The 14,946-nt window shown below is 68.6% G+C and carries 12 protein-coding genes; 6 read left to right on the top strand and 6 right to left on the bottom strand.

Annotated elements, in window-relative coordinates; all coding sequences use genetic code 11:
- Nucleotides 1-41: 41 nt before the first annotated feature.
- The 3 genes from pyk to pta form a co-directional block, all read right to left on the bottom strand.
- Nucleotides 42-1,472 (bottom strand): pyruvate kinase, encoded by a 1,431-nt coding sequence (gene pyk / locus ACIBK4_RS02705; RefSeq protein ID WP_398991441.1) that lies wholly within the window; start codon nucleotides 1,470-1,472, stop codon nucleotides 42-44.
- A 73-nt stretch (nucleotides 1,473-1,545) separates the two neighbouring features.
- Nucleotides 1,546-2,778 (bottom strand): acetate kinase, encoded by a 1,233-nt coding sequence (locus ACIBK4_RS02700; protein ID WP_398991439.1) that lies wholly within the window; start codon nucleotides 2,776-2,778, stop codon nucleotides 1,546-1,548.
- On the bottom strand, nucleotides 2,775-4,886 hold the full coding sequence (gene pta, locus ACIBK4_RS02695) for a phosphate acetyltransferase (RefSeq protein ID WP_398991437.1): 2,112 nt from the start codon (nucleotides 4,884-4,886) through the stop codon (nucleotides 2,775-2,777). Before pta ends, ACIBK4_RS02700 begins: the two co-directional genes overlap by 4 nt.
- Before the next feature lie 215 nt (nucleotides 4,887-5,101).
- Between pta and ACIBK4_RS02690 the strand changes: the two genes are divergently transcribed.
- Nucleotides 5,102-6,127 (top strand): ATP-dependent 6-phosphofructokinase, encoded by a 1,026-nt coding sequence (locus ACIBK4_RS02690; protein ID WP_366325247.1) that lies wholly within the window; start codon nucleotides 5,102-5,104, stop codon nucleotides 6,125-6,127.
- Between the two features lie 61 nt (nucleotides 6,128-6,188).
- Here ACIBK4_RS02690 and ACIBK4_RS02685 read toward each other — a convergent pair whose 3' ends face one another.
- Together ACIBK4_RS02685 and ACIBK4_RS02680 are read right to left on the bottom strand one after the other, a co-directional pair.
- A complete protein-coding gene (locus ACIBK4_RS02685; RefSeq protein ID WP_398991434.1) occupies nucleotides 6,189-6,923 on the bottom strand; it encodes an XRE family transcriptional regulator in 735 nt (244 codons plus the stop codon).
- Between the two features lie 375 nt (nucleotides 6,924-7,298).
- A complete protein-coding gene (locus ACIBK4_RS02680) occupies nucleotides 7,299-7,847 on the bottom strand; it encodes a flavoprotein (protein ID WP_398991432.1) in 549 nt (182 codons plus the stop codon).
- Between the two features lie 62 nt (nucleotides 7,848-7,909).
- Between ACIBK4_RS02680 and ACIBK4_RS02675 the strand changes: the two genes are divergently transcribed.
- The 5 genes from ACIBK4_RS02675 (at nucleotide 7,910) to ACIBK4_RS02655 (ending at nucleotide 11,990) form a co-directional block, all read left to right on the top strand.
- A complete protein-coding gene (locus tag ACIBK4_RS02675; protein WP_398991430.1) occupies nucleotides 7,910-8,551 on the top strand; it encodes an HAD family hydrolase in 642 nt (213 codons plus the stop codon).
- Nucleotides 8,552-8,657: 106 nt separating this feature from the next.
- On the top strand, nucleotides 8,658-9,845 hold the full coding sequence (locus ACIBK4_RS02670; RefSeq protein WP_398991429.1) for a helix-turn-helix domain-containing protein: 1,188 nt from the start codon (nucleotides 8,658-8,660) through the stop codon (nucleotides 9,843-9,845).
- Between the two features lie 303 nt (nucleotides 9,846-10,148).
- Nucleotides 10,149-10,475: a hypothetical protein gene (locus tag ACIBK4_RS02665; protein WP_398991426.1), complete on the top strand. Its 327-nt coding sequence runs from the start codon at nucleotides 10,149-10,151 to the stop codon at nucleotides 10,473-10,475.
- Between the two features lie 275 nt (nucleotides 10,476-10,750).
- Nucleotides 10,751-11,251 (top strand): hypothetical protein, encoded by a 501-nt coding sequence (locus ACIBK4_RS02660; protein ID WP_398991424.1) that lies wholly within the window; start codon nucleotides 10,751-10,753, stop codon nucleotides 11,249-11,251.
- An 85-nt stretch (nucleotides 11,252-11,336) separates the two neighbouring features.
- Nucleotides 11,337-11,990, top strand: a complete 654-nt coding sequence (locus tag ACIBK4_RS02655) for a class I SAM-dependent methyltransferase (protein ID WP_398992920.1) — start codon at nucleotides 11,337-11,339, stop codon at nucleotides 11,988-11,990.
- 30 nt (nucleotides 11,991-12,020) lie between these two features.
- Here the strand turns inward: ACIBK4_RS02655 and ACIBK4_RS02650 are convergent, their stop codons facing one another.
- Nucleotides 12,021-14,864, bottom strand: a complete 2,844-nt coding sequence (locus ACIBK4_RS02650) for a tetratricopeptide repeat protein (RefSeq protein WP_398991422.1) — start codon at nucleotides 14,862-14,864, stop codon at nucleotides 12,021-12,023.
- Nucleotides 14,865-14,946: the final 82 nt, after the last annotated feature.

The following is a 14,946-nucleotide window of genomic DNA, read 5'->3' as shown; positions in this document are numbered from 1 at the left end:
GGGGGCGCCCTCAGCGCCGTACAAGAGCCTTCAGCGGGGCGTCAGTTGCGCTCGCCGCCGCCGAGGTGGTGGACGCGGAGCATGTTCGTGGTGCCGGGGACGCCGGGGGGCGAGCCGGCGGTGATGATGAGGGTGTCGCCCGGGTTGAAGCGGTTGATCTTGGCGATCTCCGCGTCGACCATGTCGACCATCTCGTCCGTGCTGTTCACGAACGGCACCACGTGCGACTCCACGCCCCAGCTGAGCGTCAGCTGGTTGCGGGTGCCCTCGTCCATCGTGAAGGCGACGATCGGCTGCGAGGCGCGGTAGCGGGACAACCGGCGGGCGGTGTCACCGGACTGCGTGAAGGCCACCAGGGCACGGCCGCCGAGGAAGTCGGCGATCTCGCACGCGGCACGCGCGATCGAACCGCCCTGCGTCCGCGGCTTCTTGCCCGGCACGAGCGGCTGCAGGCCCTTGCTGAGCAGCTCCTCCTCGGCCGCCTGGACGATCTTCGACATCGTCTGCACGGTCTCGATCGGGTAGGCACCGACCGAGGACTCGGCGGACAGCATGACCGCGTCCGCGCCGTCCAGGATCGCGTTGGCCACGTCGGAGGCCTCGGCGCGCGTGGGGCGGGAGTTGGTGATCATCGACTCCATCATCTGGGTCGCCACGATCACCGGCTTGGCGTTACGACGGCACAGCTCCACCAGGCGCTTCTGCACCATCGGGACCTTCTCCAGCGGGTACTCGACGGCGAGGTCGCCGCGGGCCACCATCACCGCGTCGAAGGCCGCGACCACGGCCTCCATGTTGGCGACCGCCTGCGGCTTCTCCACCTTGGCGATGACGGGGACCCGGCGGCCCTCCTCGTCCATCACCTTGTGGACGTCGTACACGTCGCTCGCGTCGCGCACGAAGGACAGGGCGACCATGTCGCAGCCCATCCGCAGCGCGAAGCGCAGGTCCTCGACGTCCTTCTCGGACAGCGCGGGCACGTTCACGGCCGCGCCGGGCAGGTTGATGCCCTTGTGGTCGGAGATGACGCCGCCCTCGATGACGATCGTCTTCACGCGGGGGCCTTCGACGCTGAGGACCTTCAGCTCGACGTTGCCGTCGTTGATGAGGATCTGGTCGCCGCGGGAGACGTCACCGGGCAGGCCCTTGTACGTCGTCCCGCAGATGGTCTTGTCGCCCTGGACGTCCTCGGTGGTGATGGTGAACTCGTCACCGCGCACCAGCTCGACGGGACCCTCCGCGAAGGTCTCCAGGCGGATCTTCGGGCCCTGCAGATCGGCGAGGACGCCGATGGCACGACCGGTCTCCTTGGCCGCGGCACGGACGCGGTCGTACCGCCCCTGGTGCTCGGCGTGGGTGCCGTGGCTGAAATTGAAACGGGCCACATTCATGCCGGCCTCGATCAGCGAGACCAGTTGTTCGTGGGAGTCGACCGCGGGGCCGAGAGTACAGACGATTTTCGAACGGCGCATGGGACGATCCTATCGGTTTGTTTCGCTACGGAATATTCCGTCTGGCGGAAGATACAAATGGGCGGGCAGGCGCTCAGGCGTTGGAATTTCCGACCAGTGCATAGGTCTGTGCGGCGATCTCCCATTCCTCGTCCGTCGGCACCACCGCGACCGCGACCCGCCCCGACGCGGGCGAGATCAACCGCGGCTCCTCACTCCGTACGGCGTTCAGCGCGCCGTCGACCTCAAGCCCCAGCAGCTCCAGGCCCGCGACGGCAGCCTCCCGCACGGCACTCGCGTTCTCCCCGACTCCCGCTGTGAAGGCGATCGCGTCCACCCGGCCGAGTACCGCGCAGTAGGCACCGATGTACTTCTTCAATCGGTGAATGTAGATGTCGAAGGCGAGTTCCGCCTGTTCGTCGCCCTCGTCGATCCGGCGCCGGATCTCCCGCATGTCGTTGTCCCCGCACAGCCCGATCAGACCGCTCTTCTTGTTGAGAAGAGTGTCGATCTCATCGGTGGACATTTCGCCAACACGCATCAAATGGAAGATGACGGCCGGATCCAGGTCTCCCGACCGGGTCCCCATCACCAGCCCCTCCAACGGCGTCAGCCCCATGGACGTGTCCACACACCGCCCACCGCGCACCGCCGAGGCGGACGCCCCGTTCCCCAGATGCAGCACGATCACATTGACGTCCTCGAGCGCCTTCCCCAGCAGCTTCGCCGTCGCCCGCGACACATACGCGTGCGAGGTCCCGTGGAAGCCGTACCGCCGGATCCGGTACGCGTCCGCGGTCGCCACGTCGATCGCGTACCGCGCGGCCGACTCCGGCATCGTCGTGTGGAACGCCGTGTCGAACACCGCCACCTGCGGCAGATCGGGCCGCAACGCCATCGCGGTCCGGATCCCGACGAGGTTCGCCGGATTGTGCAACGGCGCGACGGGGACGAGCCGTTCGATCTCCGCGAGCACGGCGTCGTCGATGACGGTCGGTTCGGTGAAGACCAGCCCCCCGTGCACCACCCGATGCCCGATCGCCGCCAACTCCGGTGAATCCAGCCCGACTCCGTCCTTGGACAGCTCCTCGGCCACGGCCTTCAGGGCGGCCGCGTGATCGGGGATCGGCCCGGTGAACTCCCGTACGGCACCGGTCGTGACGCAGGTGTGCTTGAGCCGGGAGGTCACCTCGCCGATCCGCTCGACGAGTCCGACGGCGAGGCGGCTGCTGCCGTCCGCCATGTCGAGCAGCTGGTACTTCACCGACGAGGAGCCGGAGTTGAGGACGAGGACGCGGGTCGGGGCGGGGGCGGGGGCGGGGCTCACTGGGCGGTTGCCTTCTCGTTCGGGTGCTGTGCCGGGGTCTTGGGGCTCTGCGCCTGGATCGCCGTGATGGCGACGGTGTTGACGATGTCCGAGACGAGGGCGCCCCGGGACAGGTCGTTGACCGGCTTGCGCAGCCCCTGCAGCACCGGCCCGACCGCGATCGCGCCGGCCGAACGCTGCACGGCCTTGTAGGTGTTGTTGCCGGTGTTCAGGTCGGGGAAGATCAACACGCTTGCCTGGCCGGCGACTTCGGACTCCGGCAGCTTGGTGGCGGCGACACTCGGCTCGACGGCGGCGTCGTACTGGATGGGCCCCTCGATCCGCAGGTCGGGCCGCCGCAGCCGGACCAGTTCGGTCGCCTCGCGGACCTTGTCGACGTCGATGCCCGAGCCGGACGTACCGGTGGAGTACGACAGCATCGCGATCCGCGCGGCCACGCCGAACTGCTCTGCGGTGGCGGCCGATTGGACGGCGATGTCGGCCAACTGCTCGGCGTTCGGGTCGGGGTTGACGGCGCAGTCGCCGTAGACGAGGACCTTGTCGGCGAGGCACATGAAGAAGACGGACGAGACGATGTCGGCGTCCGGCTTGGTCTTGATGATCTCGAAGGCGGGCCGGATGGTGGCCGCCGTGGAGTGCACGGCGCCGGAGACCATGCCGTCGGCGAGGCCCTCCTGCACCATCAAGGTCCCGAAGTAGTTCACGTCGGCGACGACGTCGTAGGCCAGTTCGACGGTCACGCCCTTGTGGGCGCGGAGCTTGGCGTACTTCTCGGCGAAGCGGTCGCGGAGTTCGGAGGTGGTGGGGTCGATCAACTGGGCGGCGGTGAGGTCGATGCCGAGGTCGGCGGCCTTCTTGCGGATCTGGTCCTCGGGGCCGAGGAGCGTCAACTCGCAGACACCGCGCCGCAGAAGCACCTCGGCGGCGTGCAGGACGCGGGCCTCGGTGCCCTCGGGGAGGACGATCCGGCGCTTGTCGGAGCGGGCCCGTTCCAGGAGCGTGTGCTCGAACATCATCGGGGTGAGGCGGTCGCTGCTCGGCGCCGAGACGCGCTTGAGCAGGTCGCCCGTGTCGACGTACCGCTCGAAGAGGCCGAGCGCGGTCTCCGCCTTGCGCGGGGTGGCCGCGTTCAACTTCCCCTCCAGGGCGAAGAGTTCGCCCGCGGTGGGGAAGGAGTTCCCGGCCACCGAGACCACCGGGGTGCCCGGCGCGAGCCGTGCGGCCAGGGTGAGGATCCCGTCGCTCGGTACCTCGTTCAGGGTGAGCAGCACGCCGGCTATCGGCGGGGTGCCGGCGCTGTGCGCGGCGAGCGCGCCGATGACGAGGTCGGCGCGGTCGCCCGGGGTGACGACGAGGCAGCCCGGGGTCAGCGCGTTCAGGAAGTTGGGCAGCATCGCCCCGCCGAAGACGAAGTCCAGCGCGTCCCGGGCGAGCCCGGAGTCGTCGCCGAGGAGCACCCTGCCGCCGAGGGCGTGGGTGATCTGGGCGACGGTCGGCGCGGAGAGCGCGGGCTCGTCCGGTACGACGTAACAGGGCACCGGCAGCCGGGCGGTGAGGCGCTGGGCGATCTCGTCCCGATCCTCGCGGGCGACCCGGTTGGTGACCATCGCGAGGACGTCGCAGCCGAGGCCGTCGTAGGCCCGATAGGCGTTCCGCGTCTCCGCGAGCACGGACTCGGCGGTCTGCTTGCGGCCGCCGACCACCGGGATCACGGAGGCGCCGAACTCGTTCGCGAGGCGCGCGTTGAGGGCCAGCTCGTCCGGGAACTGGGTGTCCGCGAAGTCGGTCCCGAGGACGAGGACGACGTCGTAGTCGCGCGCGACGAGATGGAACCGGTCGACGAGCGTCGACACCAGCTCGTCCGTCCCCTGCTCGGCCTGGAGGGCGGAGGCCTCGTGGTAGTCCATGCCGTAGACGGTCGCCGGGTCCTGGGAGAGCCGGTAGCGCGCACGCAGCAGTTCGAACAGGCGGTCGGGTCCGTCGTGGACGAGGGGGCGGAACACTCCCACCCGGTCGACCTGCCGGGTCAGGAGTTCCATGACCCCCAGCTCGACGACCTGACGGCCGTCGCCGCGGTCGATCCCGGTCACGTACACGCTGCGGGTCACGCGTGGTCTCCTCTTCCGGCGGATCCTGACGGCTTCTGGCTGCCCGTTTCGACGGTCATAAAAATCGCCCACCTGGGTGAGCAGAACCCTCTTGACAGTACCTCCGGGGATGGTTAAGGCGCCCGCCGGTCCGACGGGAGCGGCGTCGTCCTGAGGGACGTGAAACAATCGGGTCCGGCTCACCGGTGTCAACAGCGAGCAGGAGACACAGCACGATGCGTATCGGAGTTCTCACCGCAGGCGGCGACTGCCCCGGCCTGAACGCCGTGATCCGGTCGGTCGTGCACCGAGCGGTCGACAACTACGGCGACGAGGTCATCGGCTTCGAGGACGGCTACGCCGGACTGCTCGACGGCCGCTACCGCACCCTCGACCTCGACGCGGTCAGCGGCATCCTCGCCCGCGGCGGCACGATCCTCGGCTCCTCCCGGCTGGAACGGGACCGCCTCCGCGAGGCCTGCGAGAACGCGCTGGACATCGCGCGGGACTTCGGGATCGACGCGCTGATCCCGATCGGCGGCGAGGGCACGCTGACGGCGGCGCGCATGCTGAGCGACGCGGGCCTGCCGGTCGTAGGAGTCCCCAAGACGATCGACAACGACATCTCGTCGACGGACCGCACGTTCGGCTTCGACACGGCGGTCGGGGTCGCGACGGAGGCGATGGACCGCCTGAAGACGACGGCGGAGTCGCACCAGCGGGTGATGGTCGTCGAGGTCATGGGTCGGCACGCGGGCTGGATCGCGCTGGAGTCCGGGATGGCGGCGGGCGCCCACGGCATCTGCCTGCCCGAGCGGCCCTTCGACCCGGCCGACCTGGTCAAGATGGTCGAGGAGCGCTTCGCCCGCGGCAAGAAGTTCGCGGTCGTGTGCGTGGCCGAGGGCGCACACCCCGCCGAGGGCTCCATGGACTACAACAAGGGCGAGATCGACCAGTTCGGCCACGAGCGCTTCCAGGGCATCGGCACGGCGCTGGCCTACGAGTTGGAGCGCCGCCTCGGCAAGGAGGCCAAGCCGGTCATCCTCGGCCACATCCAGCGCGGCGGCGTACCGACCGCGTACGACCGGGTGTTGGCGACGCGTTTCGGCTGGCACGCGGTGGAGGCCGCGCACCAGGGGCAGTTCGGACGGATGACGGCGCTGCGCGGGACGGATGTGGTGATGGTGCCGTTGGCGGAGGCGGTCACCGAGCTGAAGACGGTGCCGAAGGATCGGATGGACGAGGCGGAGTCGGTTTTCTAGCAGTTTTCGGCAGGGGGAGCCGAGTGCGCGGTACGCGCCGGGTTCGGTACGCGCCCTGTGCTCAATAGGTGCTCTTCTCGACCATCGACCAGAACCGGCTGATGATCTGGTCGAGGAAGTCCCGGCCGGCCTCGTTGGCGTCGACGGCGGAGTTGCCGCCGCCCCAGTTGAGGGTGGCGACCATCTGCGCCTGGTAGTCGTCGTGCAACTCCTGGAGGGAGTCCTCCAGGAGCCGCCGGTCCAGGGGCACGATCTTGCCGATCGGGCGTACGTACGCCTGCCACCGCGTGGTCATCGCGCTGCGCAGCAACTCCGCGAGCCGGCTGTCGCGCCCGGTGACGCTGATGAAGTCGGGCAGCGAGAGGTCGAGCAGATCGGCGAGCGCGGAGGACTGGCGCTCGGTGCCGCGCCACTGGTCGTGCTCCTCCATCCGCAGATACGCGAGGAGTTCGAGCCCGACGGCCCGGGCGACGTCCTCCGGCGCGAGGCCGCGCGCGAGGCGATGCTCACGCAGCGTGCGTGGCTTGCCGATGAGTTCGGCCGGAGAACACCACAACACACCGGAGAGCGCGGTGAGTTCGGGCCCGGAGGGCGCGGTGAGCCCCCGCTCCCAGGCGATGACCAGGTCAGGCGTCACGTACGGCAGCCCGTACGAGGCACGCATGCCGTAAGCGACATGCTCCGGGCCCATGTTGAGCGCGGTGCGGAGCCGGTGGGCGGCGGGCGCGTTGAACGGCGGCGTGGGTGGTGGTGTGGGTGGCGTGGACGGGCTGGGTTGAGCAGGGGGTCGGCGCACGCGCCACAAGCTAAGGGCGCCGGAGTGCGGTGACTACGGTCTGTTCGGCCAGGATTACGGATTGTAGGAACGTACGGATTCGGTCGGGCGGTGGAGATCCACTGCGGCCGGGGTGGGGGTGGTCGGTGACGGTGAGTGGCGGCTGGGGGTGCCGGGTGGCGACTGCCGAGTGGTGAATATGCCGCTCTACCTTGCCATTCGCCGGAGTGGCGGGATCCGGGGGCTCTTCGATCGGCGTCGGGTGTGTGGGCGGGGGTCGAAGGGGAGTGCGTTTGTGGTGGGGGTGGTGATCGGGTGTGGGGGGAAGTGGGGGGTGGCGGAAAGTCGTCGGTGGGCGTGCGATGGGAGTCCGGTGGGCGGTGACGGCCGGGTTGTTCAAGTACGCATCGCGTCCACGGCCGCGTCGAGCACCAGCCCCCAGGGGAACTCCTTCGGCCTGCCCTGCCCGGGTTGGTTCGGCACGAACCCGCCTTCGCCGTACAGGAGTCGTACGCCCATGGCACGCAACTCGGCGACGCTGCGCTCGAATTGGCGGTGCTGTACGTAGGCCGAGTTCACGCAGGGCATCGCGACGATGGGGATGCCCTTGCCTATGCCTTCGGCGACGACACCGACCGCGAAGTCGTGGGTCAGGCCCAGCGCCCATGAGTTGATCGTGTTGAAGGTCACCGGCGCGAACGCGATGACGTCCGCCTTCGGCCAGACGTCCGGCTCGCCCGGCATCTTGTACTCGCTGCGCACGGGGTGGCCTGTCAGCCGTGCCAGTTCGCCGAGTTGGGGTTCGAGCCAGCGGGCGGCGGTGGGGGTGAGACCGAGACAGACGTCGAAGTCGTGGGACTGGGCGTCCTTGATGACCTTGGCGATGTCGAGGGTGGGGGGTGCGGCGGAGGCGAAGAGGTAGAGGACATGGGAGGTCGTCGTCATGCCGGTCATCCGATCACGGGGCAACCGGCCTTGATGTGTCGCGACGGCCTAGGCTTCGAGGGGTGATTGAGACCATCGTGTTCGACGTCGGCGAGACGATCACCCGCGACGACCGGTACTGGGCGTCGTGGGCCGACTGGCTGGACGTTCCCCGCCATACCGTCTCCGCGCTCGTCGGGGCTGTGGTGGCAAGGGGCCAGGACAACGCGGAGGCGCTCCGCCTCGTCCAGCCGGGCATCGACGTAGCCGCCGAGTACCGCGCTCGCGAAACGGCCGGCCGAGGCGAGTACCTCGACGAGAGCGACCTCTACGACGACGTCCGCCCGGCTCTGTCCGCGCTTCGCGCACTCGGGGTGCGTGTCGTCGTCGCCGGGGACCAGACGTCCCGCGCCGGAGAGTTGCTGCGCGCCCTCGACCTGCCTGTGGACCTCGTCGTCACGTCGGGGGAGTGGGGTGTGGCGAAGCCGCAACCGGAGTTCTTCGAGCGGGTACTTGAGGTGGCCCAGGCGGCGCCGGAACGGACGGTCTACGTCGGCGACCATCCGGTCAACGACATCTTCCCTGCCAAGCGGGCGGGGCTGGGCGTCGCACATATCCGCCGTGGTCCGTGGGGGCACCTGTGGGCGGACGACCCCGAGGTCGTGGCGGCGGCGGACTGGCGCATCGACAGTCTTGGCCGGCTCGTGTCGATCGTGGCGGACTGACCGTAGCGTCGTGGCCCCACCAGCTCTGGCTGATCAGGCCGTTCGCGAAAACGCGGCGTATCAACGCGGGTACGGTTCGGAGCGGACGTCCTCAACTGGAGCCTGAATGGCCGCATTTACGAGGGACGGAGTAGGCAAGCGGGTCGCCTACTACCGCAGTGTCGTCCGTCCGAAGATGACGCAGCGACAGCTCGCCGATGCGGCATGCGGCGCCCTCGGAACCATTCGCAAGATCGAGAGCGGTGAGCGCGGCGTTACGGACGCCACGCTCGAAGCCATCGCACATGCGTTAGGTGTCGATCCGACCCGGCTGCGGGCCGACAGGGGGCCCGCACTCCGAGCCGTCCACGATGCGCTGCCCGCGCTCTCCGCCGCGATCGCCACCTACGACGTGCCCGACGACGGTCCGACGCGTTCTCTGATCAGCCTCCGTACGGCCGTCGACGAAGCCGTCACTTGGCGACTGGGGGCCCAGTACACGCGTATCGTCCGCACGCTTCCCGATCTGATCACCGAACTTGCCCGCGCCTACCACCAGGCCTCCGCTCAGGAGCGGTCCGAGTTGGCCGGCCTCCTGGCCAGTTCCTACCGTTCCGCCGATGCCGTTGCCTACAAGTCCGGCGCTCGCGACCTGTCCGCGCGCCTCGTCGAACTGATGAGGTGGGCCGCTCCGGAGAGCGGAGATCCGTTGCTGGCGGCGTCCGTCGCCTATGTCCGCACCGAGACGTTCTTCGCAGCCCGTGCCCACGCCCCTGGGCTGCGCGCCCTGGAGCATGCCCTCGACTCGGCGCCGTCCCCCAACGAGCAGTGCCAGATCGCGACTCGGGGCGCCCTCCACATGAGGGCCGCGGTAATCGCCGGCCGAGCGCGCGATGCCGCGGCGGCGGCCACTCATCTGGCAGAAGCCCGCACTTTCGCGGACCAGGTCGCCGAGGGCGTGTACTACGGCACCGCGTTCGGCCCTGACTCCGTTCGCATCCACGAGGTGTCCGTCGCGGTCAGCCTCGCTGACGGGCATGTCGGCCGCGCACTCAACATCGCGAACGAGTGGAAACCGCCCCTCGACATGTCGGCCGAGCGACGTTCCGGGTTCTACATCGAACTCGCCCGCGCCCAACTCTGGTCCGGCCTCGCCGATGCGGCCTTCGAGTCGTTGAAGGCCGCCCGACGGATCGCCCCACAGCACACCCGCGAGCACCCGTGGGTCCGTGAAGACGCCGCGACGCTACGCCGGTTGAAGCGGGCCGACTCCGAGGAGCTCACCAATTTCGCCGAATGGTGCGCCGCCACCTGAGCGAACCACCCCAACTACCCCTCCCTGGGGTACTTGTGGCCTTCTCGCACCCTCACCATCTGTCGCACGCGCAGAAATGAGCAGATGGGAACTGGCATGGCCGGGATCAGGAAATTTCAAACAACGCGAACCTCATCGAGAATCCGACCGGCCTGCGGAACTGCCGAAGAGTGGCTTGCCTCGGCCCACCCGTCGCCGAGTACCGCGTGCGAAGAATGGGACAGCATCGCGCAGCTCGCACTGATCCCACTCGGACGCGGCTTCGAGGCCGTCCGCATTCCCGAAGACATCGTGCACGGCTTTGTGGGAAGCGACGACCCGACCACGGTGAGCGCACGTCTCGCCGAGAGCTTCAACGGCGGCCCGGTCATCCACGACCCCGGATTCCACCGCTACTACGCCCTCGTACCACCTGGCACCGCCGAGGCCTGGCACACCCCGGTCGCGGAGTGCATTACCGCGGGCACCTACCTGGGCGTACCGCGAGCAGACCGGGTCGAGTCGAACGGCGGGACAAGGAGCTCGTACTGGTCGGTGCCGATGTCTCGGCCGAACGGTCTGTGCACGGCCGCCGATGTGCTGGCTCTGGTGAAGGTGGGCCACGGTCTGGCAGGCGAGGACGAGTCTTGAGTACGTCCGCCGCCGAGGCCGAGGAACTGTCGGCGGAATGCACGGTCGCCCAACGCCCCCACTACGTGGGGCTCCACGGCGAGTGCCGTCAGACGAAGGACATTCCACTACCGGGGACCACCGGAATCCTCCTCCAGTCGCGCTGCGGCTGTCCCTGCCACACCTCCGACAAACCTGGGGCCTGATCCCGAATCTGCCCTGCACGGGCCCCACGACGGCCGCTTCGGGTCAGGGCCGCGCCACACCCAAGCCTCGCTCGCAAGAAGGAGAAGTTCATGACCGTCACCCTCGACCACCCCGCAGGCACTCGTACCCGGGACCCGCAGCGACTCCACAACGCCGTCGCCCCGCACATCACCGAACTGACCATGAACATCTTCGACTCGGGCATGAGTATCTGGGACCGCGAGACAGCCCTGCTGCTACGGGATCACACGATGGTCCGCGACATGGCCGAACGCATTCTGGGCAACGCCGTCATGTACGTCATGGGCTCCATCGAGAACCCGGACGTACACCTCGGCGTCGGCAAGTTGGTCGACATCGGCGTGCACCAACTCATCCTCGACACGCCCGTCTGGTTCGGTATCTGCCGCCTGTACAACGACGGCCGGTACAAGCACCACGCCCCGTTCATCCAGCGCCGCAACGACGGCCTGTGCCTGCGCACCGGCGACTTCCTGAAGAGCCAAGGCTGGCCCGTGGACGAGGAGTTGTGGGCCATCGATGGCGCCGACTGTTCGCCGTGCGACGACAAGGTCCCAGACAGCCACTGACCGCCCGCTACAGTCGGCCCCGCCCTCCTGTTCCCCAGGAGGGCGGGGGCTCCAGCATCCCGACATGACGCAAAGGAACGACGCTGTGCCCGTACCCCACGACATCCCGGCCGAGACCGAACTGTGGGATTCCTACGCCGAGTTCGCCTTCAAGGGGGATGCCGAGCCCACGTTCTGCTGGACGCAGTACGGCGGTCACGGGCCCGGATCCGAGCTGCTCGGAGAGCCACGCAGTGTGCTGGAGATCGGGTGCGGTACCGGCCGGGCGCTTGCTTACCTCGCGCGACGCGGGGCCAGCGCGAGGGGTGTTGACCTCTCGCCGGTCATGGTCGAGAAGACTCGTGAGCGGTGGGGTGACACCGACGCCGAGTTCGTGTGCGGTGAGGTTCTGGAGTACCTCGCCTCGTGCGACGACACGTACGACGCCGTCTACTCGATCTTTGGGGCGGCCTGGTTCACCGACCCGAGCCGGTTGTTTCCGCTCGTACGGGCGCGACTGAATCCGGGCGGGGTCTTCGTGTTTTCCCAGCCGCCGGCCATCCCGGGGGCGTACGGCCCGCAGGGCATGTACAAGGGGGGCTTCGCGGGCAAGGCCATGTTCACGTACCGGTACAGCTATCGGCCTGCTGTTTGGGAACGGTTGCTGACTCGGGCCGGGTTCTCGTCGGCTGTGGCAGCTGTTCTTGATGCGCCTGAGCCGGGCCACATCGGGACGTTGTTGGTACGGGCGGAGGTCTAGTGTCTGTCGACAAGCTGCCTGAGCAGGGTCTTATTTCAGGTCTTTTGCCCAGGTGTGGGCTTGGGCGGCTTCGGTGGGGGCGTTGGCTTGGGCATAGGCGTCGGCGGCCTTCAGCCAGGAGGCGTGTGCCTCGGCGGGATGGCGGGCCATTTCGTGGACAACTGCCAGGTTCCTGAAGGCCAACCCCGCCCCGTACCAGTCCTCGAAGTTGTGGCAGTTCTCCAACGCTTTGCTGTATGCCTCGATTGCCTCCTCCACGCGGTCGACGTCACCCAGGGCATTCCCCAGGTTGTTCCACGCCGTAGCCCCTGCGGGGTGGTCTCCGGTTGAGCGATGCAGATCCCGGGCTCGGGTGAGGACGGCGAGCGCTTCCTTCGCCTGGCCCGTCTCCCGGAGGGCGCTGCCGAGGTTGCCCCATGCCGCGGCCTCGCGAAGTCGATCTCCTGCGGCCCGATGCAGGTCGCGTGCGTGGGTGAAGGCTTCGATTGCCTTCCCCACCCGGCCTACCGCCTGAAGGGCATTGCCGAGGTTGTTCCATGTGCCGGCCTCGCTGTGGCGGTCCTTGGCGGCCTGGAACAGGTCGCGTGCGTGCGTGAGAACGTCGACCGCCTCTTCCGTCCGGCCCACCTCCCGCAGCGCGATGCCCAGGTTGTTGCACGCGACGGCCTCGCCCTGTCGGTCGCCGATGCGACGCGCGGCCTTCCGGCTGGTCCGGGTGACGGTGATCAGGTCGTCGAAGTACCGCCGCTGAGACAGGTACTCCGCCAGAAATGCGGCCAGCCGGACCGCCGCCCGTGTGTACTTTTCCTCCTGCGCCCATTGCACGGCTGCGAGAAGCCCAACTCGCTCTGTGTCCAGCCACACCAGCGCCTGCGCGCGGCTCGCGAACCGCTCCGGTGCAGGTCTCCCCGGCAGCCACCGCAGACGATCATCGGCTGCGGTGGCCCACCGGCAGTAGAACGCCAGCAGTCGCTCCCGCGCGGCTTCCCCCTCCTTCTGGAAGTCCGCGTCCGCCGCCACGATGGCCGCCGTGAATCTCCGCAACAGGTGGTGCGGTCGCCACCTCACTGCGGCAGTGTGGCCTTGGCCGCCTTGGACGGGCGTGACCAGGTGTGTGGCAGCCAGGTCCTCCAAGAGGCACAGGCTGGTTTCCATGTCCAGGTCGGCCAGTGCGGCCACGGCTTCCGGGCCCGTCTCCGGGCCGGGAGCCAGGGCCAGGAGGCGCAGGAGGCGGGCCTGGTCGGGGTGGAGGCGGCGGTAGGAGTCGTCGAGGACCGGGCGGACAGCGAGCGGGCGGCCGTACAGGTCGGTGCCGCGACTGTCGTTGTCCAGTACGAGAGTCGGGTCGGCGGCGTCCCGGATCCGGGTCACCAGTGAGGCAATGTCACGGTGCCGGCGTCTGCGCAGCAGTGCGGCGGTTGTCTGGAGGGCGAGCGGCAAGTGACCGCAGAGCGCTGCCAGTTCGCGCAGGGCATCCGGCTCGCGTTCCGCGCGGTCGTCGTGCTCGTCGGCATCGTGCAAGGCTCGGGTGACGAGCGCGGTTGACTCGTCCGAGACGAGTTCTCCGAGGCAGGTCAGGCGTACCGGAAGGGAGTCGGGGCGGTCCCGTGACGTGATCAGTACCCGGTGAAGGTCCGAGCCTGGCAGCAACCGCAGGAACTGAGCGGGATCCGAGGCGTTGTCCAGGATCAGCAGCATCCGGTCCCTCCGTTCGGAGAGAAGTCGGTGGTATGCGTCGTACTGGCGTGCCTTCTGCTGTGGAAGATCTGGGCCACGCACCCCGAGTGCGTCGAGCAGGGCGAGAACGGCCTGATCGGCAGCGACGGGGTCGTCGGCGTAGCCGCGTAGGTCGATGAAGAGCGTGCCGCCAGGGAACCAACTCAGGGAACATGCCTGGTGAGCGGCCTCGATGGCAAGTGCGGTCTTGCCGATTCCGCCCATTCCGGTCACGGCGGAGGCGAGGAGAGGGGCGGCGGTGGATCCGGCAGGAGCGGGCGCCAACTGTGGCAGCAGGCAGCTCAATTCCGCCGATCGGCCCGTGAACCCGCCGTTGCGGTGCGGGAGGGTGGTGGCTGCGATCGGGACCGGGTTGTCGGTGCCGTTCAAGGCGAGCTCGGGAGCGGGGACGGTGTCGAAGCCGTTCGGCCTCGCGCCCTTTGGCTTCAACTGGCGGATTACGGCGACGGTCGCCTCGGCCGCGTTCGCGGCAGCCATCTGCTGGGCCCCCGTCGCGTTGGCCGCTGTCTTGTTCGCATCCGCTTTGTCGCTGATCCCTCGAATGATCAACGCGCCTGCCGTGCCGGAGAAATGGGCCGCAGTGGCGACGCCCGAACCCTCCGTCTCGACGGCCGCAGCGTCGTTGTAGTGCCGGCGGATGAGCTCGGCGAGCGTGGAGGACGAGTCGGTGAGGATCACGTCAACGGCTGCAATCGGCCTGAAGTGGACGTGCCGTTCGTTCCGGAGGACGTGGCGGGCTGCCTGTTCCAGGTGGTGCGGGGCGTGCCATGTCTCCGGGCGGCTCATGAAGCCCTCCGGGGTCTCCTTGCCGCCGTGCGCGGCGTACACCTTGGTCGCGACCACGACATCGCCGATCTCGATGTCGTGCTTCAGCGCGCCCGCCACGCCGACGAAGAGCACCGCTTCAGGGGAGAACCAGGACATCGCCCGCTCGGTGAGTGTGGCGGCGCCGTGTGTTCCTCCGCCTGTCTCCAACAAGGCGACGCGCCAAGGGGAGTCAGGGAGACGGCCCACTTCCGCCCTTGTGCCGTAGGTGGGGTGTATCTCCATCTCGATGTCCGTGAGATGGGTGCGTATCGCCCTGTATTCGATCGGCAGTGCGGTCAGGACAGCGATGATGGGCGGTGTGTCGGGCACGTCTTCACGGTACTGCCAAGTGGGCTGGCCAGAGCGGGGGTTGGGCGGGGCCCGGGGGCGTACCGTGTTGGCACGCGATTCG

This window comes from Streptomyces sp. NPDC050528, from assembly GCF_044457795.1.
Taxonomy (GTDB): domain Bacteria; phylum Actinomycetota; class Actinomycetes; order Streptomycetales; family Streptomycetaceae; genus Streptomyces.
This window is presented reverse-complemented; position numbering and strand designations above follow the sequence as displayed.